Here is a 7,536-nt window from a genome sequence, read left to right on the forward strand (position 1 = left end):
TCGATCACATCCGCCGCCGCCGTACGGAACAGCTCGCGCCGCCGTACGCCGCGCGCCGCGGCCACCGCCTGCTCGGCGCCGTCCGCGCGGCCCACCGCGGCCAGCACCTCCTGCTCCAGATGCTCCCGCCCGCGCGGTCGCAGCCCGCCCGGGTCGCCGAGCAGGGCGACCGCCTCCGGGGCGCGCAGCAGCAGATCGGGGGCGAGGCGCCCGGCCGAGAGCACCCGCGCCAGATTCTCCGCGGCCGCGCCCTCGTCCCGCAGCAGCCGCAGATACCAGGGTGTCTTGCCCAACGCGTCGGAGACCTTGCGGAAGCCCAGTAGCCCGGCGTCCGGGTCTGCGGAATCGGCGAACCAGCCCAGCAGCACGGGCAGTAGCGTACGCTGAATGGCCGCTTTCCGGGACACACCGGACGCCAAAGCCTCCAAATGACGTAGGGCGCCGGTCGGATCCGCGTAGCCCAATGCCTCGAGTCGCTGCCCCGCCGCCTTGGAGCTGAGCCGGGCCTCGCCCGGTTCCAGCTGGGCGACCGCGTCCAGCAGCGGCCGGTAGAACAGCTTCTCGTGCAGCCGCCGCACCTCGCGCGCGTACCGCCGCCAGGCCGTCCCCAGCTCGGCCACCGGCTCCGTACGGAAGTGCAGCGACCGGCCCAGCCGCCGCAGATCCGGCTCGTCCTCCGGCACCAGATGGGTGCGGCGCAGCCGGTACAGCTGGATGCGGTGCTCCATGGAGCGCAGGAAGCGGTACGCCTCGTCCAGCGCGGCCGCGTCCGAGCGCCCCACATAGCCGCCCGCGGCCAGTGCGGCGAGCGCGTCCAGGGTGGTGCCGCTGCGCAGCGACTCATCCGTCCGCCCGTGCACCAACTGGAGCATCTGCACGGCGAATTCGACGTCCCTGAGGCCGCCGGGACCCAGTTTCAGCTCCCGGTCGATCTCGGCGACCGGGATGTTCTCGACGACCCGGCGGCGCATCTGCTGCACATCGGGGACGAAGTTGTCGCGCTCGGCGGCCTGCCAGACCAGCGGCGCCAGCGCGTCCACGTACGCCTGCCCGAGCGCGCCGTCGCCCGCCACCGGCCGGGCCTTCAGCAGCGCCTGGAACTCCCAGGTCTTGGCCCACCGCTGGTAGTAGGCCAGGTGGCTGGAGAGCGTCCGCACCAGCGGGCCGTTGCGCCCCTCCGGCCGGAGGTTGGCGTCCACCGGCCAGATCGTGCCCTCTATGGTCACGTCCGAGCAGATCCGCATCAGCCGCGCGGCCAGCCGGGTGGCCGCCTGCACGGCCTTGCCCTCCTCCACCCCGTCCACGGACTCCGCCACGAAGATCACGTCGACGTCCGAGACGTAGTTCAGCTCGCGCCCGCCGCACTTGCCCATCCCGATCACCGCCAGCCGGCACGCCGCGGCGTCCTCGGGCTGCTCCTCGGCCGCGATCTCCAGCGCCGCCCGCAGCGTCGCCGTCGCCAGGTCCGCCAGCTCGGCCGCCGCCTGCGTGACATCGGTGGTCCCGCACACATCGCGCGCCGCGATCGCCAGCAGTGCCCGGCGGTACGCGACGCGCAGCGCGTCCGGCCGCGGCATCCCCGCGCCAGGGCCGCCCCAGATCCCCTCGGCCAGCGCCTGCTCGAACTCGGGCGTCGTCGGATGCAGATCCGCGGGCTCGTACGTCACCAGCGCGTGCCAGGCCTGCGGATGCCGCGCCAGATGATCACCCAGCGCCTCGGACGCCCCGAGCACCCCCAGCAGCCGGTCCCGCAGCGGCTTGGCGGTGACCAGCGTGTCCAGCAGCGCCTGCCGCGTCCCCGCCTCGTCCCCGTCCTCGGCCTCCTCGGGCAGCGCCTCCACCAGCCGTACGAGCCCGAGCAGCGCCAGATCCGGATCGGCGGTCCCGCCGAGCGCGTCCAGCAGTACGGAGTCGGCCCGTACGCCCGCCACCTCGGGCGAGTCCAGCAGCCGCTGGGCGGCGGAGGGGTCGGTGAAGCCGTGCCGGAGCAGCCGGGTGAAGGTGCTGCTCCTGCGTCCCTGCGGTACGGCCATGCGTGCCGCCTCCGTCCCGTGTCTCCGTCCCACGCCCTGCCGTGATCAAGGCCCGCTGCCGAGCCTAAGCGACGGGGGCCGCGAAGCGGCAGGTCTCGGGGGAGTGGGGCGCCTCGGTCCTCGGCGCCGCGCCACTCGGCGGCTCTCACAGCCGGTCGAGCAATTGCCGTTTCTTCTGCTCGAACTCGGCGGAGGTGAGGACCCCGGCCGCGTGCAGCTCGCCGAGCTTGGCGATCTGGTCGAGGATGTCCTGGGGCACGGCCGGGGCGCCGGGCGGTACCGGGGCCCCGGGTGAGGCCGGGGCCGCCCGCCCGAGGGAGCCGATGGCCAGGCGCAGCGCCTCGTCGAGGTGTGCCAGATCCTCCCCCTTGAGGCCCCCGAACTCGACGACGAGCCCCCGCAGGGTCTCCACCTGGAGGACGCCCTGGGTGATCTTCTGCTTGCCCGCCACCGCCCTGATCTCCGCGAGCCGGAGCACGGACAGCTCGTTGCCGGAGAACTTCGTCTTGACGAAGATGAGCCGCTGGTTCGTGAGGACCACTGTGCCCGGGCCGGTGTCGTCGCCGAGGCGGCACTCCGCCACGACGAACACCTGCTCCCCGCCGAGGAGGTAGCCGGGCAACCCCTTGAGGACGAGCCAGCACCGGTCACCCGTGGCCGAGGCGAGACCGGCGGCCATGATGTCCTCACGCGCGGCGGCCTCCGGGCCGACCTTGCGGGCGAACGCGGCGATGCGCTGCTGTTCCGCGGCGTACTCGCCCGCGGCCCGGACCTCCTCGGACCTCTCCCTGGCCCGTTCGCGCTGGGCCAGCCAGGCCACCAGAGGGTCGTTCGCGGCCTCGTAGGCCTCGGCCACGTCGACGTCCTGGGTCTCGTTCGTGCGTACGACGTTCCGGAGGTACTCGTGGAGAGCCCGGAACACCTCCCGCTGCCCGTACGTGAAGCCGATCGTGTTGGGGTCCTCGTCGGATCCCACCGGAACCAGGACGCGCCCACCGAACCACAGGTGAACGCGCCCGCGCCGCAGCCGGGTCGCGTCCTTCAGCTCCACACCGGACAGCGCCTGGAAGGGCAGCACCCGCGGCGGGAGGGGTTCCGGCCTCAGATCCGTCCGGCAGATGGTGAGCGATGCGGGGCCGATCTCGACCCAGCCGCCCACACCCTCGTATCTGACCATCGAGCACCCTCCCCCTATGCGTGCGGCCCCCAACTTCCACCCTCCCGTGGGTGGATGAACGCACACGGTGATGCGGGCACACAGTAGAGAGGTCCGCGAAGCCTGTGAAGGGGCCGTCCCTCAGGCGGTGACGAACCGCCCGCCCGCTTCGCCGTGCAGGCGGCCCGGCGGGAGCTTGCGGCCGTAGGCGAGCAGGAGCAGATCCTGGGCCGCGCCGGTCAGGGGCGTGCCGGTGCCGTAGGACCAGTCGAGGTCGTCGGCGCGGAGCTGGATGCCGGTGAGGTCGGCGCCGAAGAACTTCAGGGTCCGGGCGTCGATCGTGTCCAGGAGGGTGCGTATGCGGTCCTCCGGCACCCGGCGGTCCAAGCCCAGCGCGACGGTGATGTCCAGGCCGTGGATCACGTCGTGGCCCAGCGCCGCCGTGAGGCCGCCGACCGGCGGCTTCCACGGGTGGTGGGCGTTGTCGCGCAGGTACGCGGCTAGTTGTGCCGTCGAGGCGGTGGCGGCGTCCGCGCGGGCGAGGCGGTCGGTCATGCGTGCAGCTGCCGCGGCTGAGAGTCGAGCCAGCGTCCGGGCAGCGGTAGCGGAACCTGGGACATGTGCGTCGCGACTTCCCGCACCCGCCACCCCCGCGCACAGTGAAGGGTGTGTCCCACTGTGCGGGGTCAGGTCGTCCAACAGGTCGGCCAGCTCCCGCCGTTCGGCCGCGATCGCGTCCCTGATGTTCCCCGTGGTCTCCATGCGTTTCAGAGTGGCGGGGGCCAGGGTCATACGTCCAAGAGCTGGCTCTTCTGGTGGGCAGAAGCGGTGAGTATGGGGCCGGTTCCGCTCACGCGGTGGCCGGCTTGTGCAAGCGCCAGATCACGTCGACTCCCACCTCGCCGGGGGCGGTCGGGCCGTCGGGGACCTGGTGACGTGCGACCTCGGTGAAGCCCAGACGGCGCGGGATGGCGGCGCTGGGCCCGTTGGCCTCGTCGTGGACGATCTCGAGCCGGTCGATCCCCGGCAGCGCGAACCCCTGCCGGACCAGCGCCGCCACCGCCAGCGTGGCCAAGCCCCGGCCCGTCCACGCGGGATGGAGCCAGTACCCGATGTCGAGCCCGCCGGGGCCGACCCGGCGCATGAGCCCGCAGGCGCCGACCACCGCGCCCTCCGTGATGATGGCGTAGCCGTAGGCCTCGCCCGCATCCCACTCCCTCGCGCTCCGCTCCAGGTACGCGGCCGTCCGCTGCCGCTCCTGGACGGCGGCCCAGGGCATCCACGGCTTGAGGTGATCAAGCGATTCCTCGATCGCCCGGCGCAGGGGATCGAGATCGCTCATGCGCCAACGGCGCAGTTCTACTTGGCCGTTGCGGAGCGTTTCGGCAGGTTGTCCCATATCCGGGGATGCTGCCTCGACCAACTGCGCCCGGCAACGCATTTAGGTGGCGGGCCCCGCCCTCAGATGACGGGCCCTGACTCGGGCGGCCACCTACCGCTGAGGGCAGGGGACCGGACGCCGACATCCGAGCCTGGTGCGATGACGTTGCACCCGTACGACGACGAGTTGGTGTCCGTCGAGCTGCTGTCCGCGAGGGTGAGCGTTACGCAGCCCAGTGAGGTGGAGCTTTACCGGAAGGCATTCGTCGAACTGTCGGAGCTGGCCGTCTACGGGGCGGCCGGGCGGGCGCTGATCACTGCGGCTATCGAGGCGTTGGAAGGCTCATGAGCCCGTCCCGTTGACCTGGAACCACACCGCCTTGCCGGGGCCCGGCCCGTGGTGGCAGACGCCCCAGTCGGTTGCGGAGCTACCGATGATGAGGAGCCCCCGGCCGTTTTCGGCGTCGGTCGCGTCCCCGGCGAGGGTGCGTTGGGCGGGCAGGCCGGGGGCGTCGTCGCTGACGAGGACGCGGAGCGTGCCGTAGGCGCCCCACTCGGCGTAGAGGGTGACGGGCGTCGAGCAGCCGCTGTTGCGGCAGGCGTTGACGGCGTTCGTGACCGCCTCCGAGGTGAGGAGGAGGGCCGTGTCGGTGAGGTCCGTGCGGTTCGCGGTGCGCAGGGCGGTGCGGACGGCTTCGCGGGCGGTCCGGACCCAGCCGGGGTCGGGTGGGAAGACGAGGGAGAAGTCGGCGCGGGGGAGCGCGTGGCTCATGGGGTCTTGCCTCCTTCGGCCAACGGCCGTTGGGCGGACGCCGGTTGGGCGATTCGTCTTTGACGGTAGGGAATGAGGTTTCCAGTCTGCAACCAAATCGGCTTGATTGCCCCTAACGAGTGGCCTCCACTTGCCGGAACCGGGCAGACTGCCCACGATCACAAGGAGGTCGTCATGGGGCTACGCGCCAATCCGACGCAGAGGCAGCGACGTTTGGGTGTCGAGCTGCGAAGGCTTCGCGACGCGTCAGGGCTTTCCGCCGCAGAAGCGGGAGCCTTCGCCGGGCTCGGATCGCCGCACCTGGGCCATATCGAAGCCGGTCGAACGGCCATTCCAGAGGTGAAGCTGCGTGCCCTGCTTGCGGCCTATGGTTGCCAGAACAATACTCTGGTCGATGCGCTCGTTGCCATGAGCGAGTCGACGGGAAAGGGGTGGTGGTCGGCCCACCGGAAATCCCCGCTCGACCAGAGCGCTCGCGATCTCGCGGAGCTGGAATCGGCTGCGGTTACCCACCGCTCATTTCAGTGGATCTACATCCCCGGCTTGCTCCAGACGCCGGACTACATGCGCGCCCTGTTCGAAGGCGCTGAGCCGGAGGCGTCCTCGAGCACGATCGACACGTATGTCGAGTTCCGTCGACAACGGCAGCTCATCCTGACGGGCGACGCTCCTCCGGCCTTCCACGCGGTCATCCATGAGGCTGCGCTGCACATGCAGTTCGTGGGCGCGAACGTCATGCGTCGCCAGATGGAGCATCTGGTCAAGATGGCCAGACTCCCGCACGTACGCATCCAGGTCCTGCCGTTCAGGGCGGGCGCGTACCCCGCTCGCTTCGGTGCTCCCTTCGTCGTCTACGAGCACGCGCTGCCTGACCTCAGCACGGTTTATGTGGAGCATCCGATCGCCTCGCCGTTCATCAGTGACCAAGCCCATCTGGAGCAGTTCACCGACGCGATCGCGAAGTTGAGTGCGGCAGCACTGCCCCCGATTGACCTCGACATCGAACCCGAGTTCCATATCGGGAAGGGCTCTCTGGGCCTGATCCAGCACCTGCTGTACACCTTGTGAAGGGCGGCCATGTCAGACCTCAAGTGGCGCAAGTCGGGCTTCAGCGGTGGTGGCGGCAGCGGCGAATGCGTCGAGGTCGCGGCCGAGCCGCGAGGGCTCATATTCCTGCGGGAGAGCGACGACCCGGCGGTCGTCATCGCCACGGACCCGGCCCGGTGGGCGGCCTTCGTGCGGGGGGCCAAACAAGGGAACTTCGACGACCTCTCGTAAGGGCATGCGCGCTACGCCGGTTCCCAGATCGCGTGGTCGTGGGCGAACAGCACGCGGCGCGGGTCGAAGTCGGCGAGCCGGTCCAGCCAGGGTGGGTACGGGGGGAGGGGCTGGGCCAGGCCGTCGAGGGCGGCGTGGCGGGCCAGGTGGGCGGAGGCGAACTCGGAGGCGAAGTCGTGGGCTTGGCCCGCCAGGACGACCGTGCCGTCCGGCTGACGGACGACGAGTGACTGGTGGCCCTCGGTGTGGCCGGGAGTGGGGATGAGGTGGACGCCGGGCCAGACCTCGGCCTCACCGGTGAGTTCCGTGTACGTCGCGCCCGGGAAGTCGATCAGCGCGTCGATGGTGTGGCCGCCCCGGCGTGCCGTGGCCAGCTCCGTAGCCTGGACGAGGACGGGGACGCCCGTCAGCAGGGGATTGCCGCCGCAGTGGTCGAAGTGGAGGTGGCAGTTCACCACGAGGGTGATGTCGGCGAGGGCGGCACCGGCTGCCGCCAGTGCGGCCGGGAGGGCGCGGCGGTGGGGGCGGTAGTGGGCGTCGGTCTCGGGGCTGCCGGTGCCGATGCCCGTGTCGAAGAGGAGCAGGCCCCGTTCGTGCCGCACCAGATAGGCGAGAACGGGCTCGACGCGCGGGTGCGGGCCGCCCGTCTCCGAGGGCGGACGGATGAAGCGGCCGAGGTCGAGCCGCCGGATCCGGATGTCGTTCGCCATGGCCTCAGCGTGGCAGGTCGCCGCTTGGAACGGCGTCCGGCTCTGCTCCGGGCAGAGGCGGGCGGGTGCCGCGTTGGGCAGGCGGGGGCCCGGTCCCGCGCCTGGTTCCAGGCGGCCCGGGCGCGGCGGTTACGGGGCAGCGGGGCGTGGGCGGTCGAGCGGGCCGGGGGCGCGGCGGGCGGTCGCGTGGGCCGGGGCTCGGCGGGC

The 7,536-nt window shown here is 71.6% G+C and carries 8 protein-coding genes and 1 pseudogene; 3 read left to right on the forward strand and 6 right to left on the reverse strand.

The window, feature by feature from the left end; translation table 11 throughout:
- From SSOG_RS32490 to SSOG_RS32505, 4 genes are all read right to left on the reverse strand, one after another.
- The coding region (locus SSOG_RS32490) for a bifunctional [glutamine synthetase] adenylyltransferase/[glutamine synthetase]-adenylyl-L-tyrosine phosphorylase (protein ID WP_039939229.1) at positions 1–2,033 on the reverse strand (2,033 nt) is incomplete at its 3' end.
- A 145-nt stretch (positions 2,034–2,178) separates the two neighbouring features.
- On the reverse strand, positions 2,179–3,210 hold the full coding sequence (locus SSOG_RS32495) for an SHOCT domain-containing protein (RefSeq protein WP_106516493.1): 1,032 nt from the start codon (positions 3,208–3,210) through the stop codon (positions 2,179–2,181).
- A 120-nt stretch (positions 3,211–3,330) separates the two neighbouring features.
- Positions 3,331–3,744, reverse strand: coding sequence for a maleylpyruvate isomerase mycothiol-dependent enzyme family protein (locus tag SSOG_RS32500; RefSeq protein WP_245606427.1), 414 nt, complete (start codon positions 3,742–3,744; stop codon positions 3,331–3,333).
- Between the two features lie 295 nt (positions 3,745–4,039).
- The gene (locus SSOG_RS32505; protein WP_342634361.1) at positions 4,040–4,630 is read right to left on the reverse strand and encodes a GNAT family N-acetyltransferase; all 591 of its coding nucleotides are present in this window, start codon (positions 4,628–4,630) and stop codon (positions 4,040–4,042) included.
- 102 nt (positions 4,631–4,732) lie between these two features.
- Between SSOG_RS32505 and SSOG_RS32510 the strand changes: the two are divergent.
- Positions 4,733–4,918, forward strand: a pseudogene (locus tag SSOG_RS32510) (hypothetical protein); the annotation flags it as partial.
- On the opposite strand, the gene SSOG_RS32515 reads toward SSOG_RS32510, so the two are convergent.
- On the reverse strand, positions 4,913–5,341 hold the full coding sequence (locus SSOG_RS32515) for an ATP-binding protein (protein ID WP_039939230.1): 429 nt from the start codon (positions 5,339–5,341) through the stop codon (positions 4,913–4,915). The pseudogene SSOG_RS32510 and the gene SSOG_RS32515 sit on opposite strands and share 6 nt — an antisense overlap.
- A 174-nt stretch (positions 5,342–5,515) precedes the next feature.
- Here SSOG_RS32515 and SSOG_RS32520 point away from each other — a divergent pair, with 174 nt between their 5' ends.
- Both SSOG_RS32520 and SSOG_RS32525 read left to right on the forward strand, forming a co-directional pair.
- Complete coding sequence (locus SSOG_RS32520) at positions 5,516–6,409, forward strand: helix-turn-helix domain-containing protein (RefSeq protein WP_039939231.1); 894 nt, start codon at positions 5,516–5,518, stop codon at positions 6,407–6,409.
- A gap of 9 nt (positions 6,410–6,418) precedes the next feature.
- On the forward strand, positions 6,419–6,619 hold the full coding sequence (locus tag SSOG_RS32525) for a DUF397 domain-containing protein (RefSeq protein WP_009718509.1): 201 nt from the start codon (positions 6,419–6,421) through the stop codon (positions 6,617–6,619).
- 11 nt (positions 6,620–6,630) lie between these two features.
- Here SSOG_RS32525 and SSOG_RS32530 read toward each other — a convergent pair whose 3' ends face one another.
- Entirely contained in the window at positions 6,631–7,329 is a 699-nt protein-coding gene (locus SSOG_RS32530; RefSeq protein ID WP_009718510.1) for an MBL fold metallo-hydrolase, read from the reverse strand.
- Between the last annotated feature and the right edge of the window lie 207 nt (positions 7,330–7,536).

Origin of the sequence: Streptomyces himastatinicus ATCC 53653 (genome assembly GCF_000158915.1) — a bacterium.
Lineage (GTDB): Bacteria > Actinomycetota > Actinomycetes > Streptomycetales > Streptomycetaceae > Streptomyces > Streptomyces himastatinicus.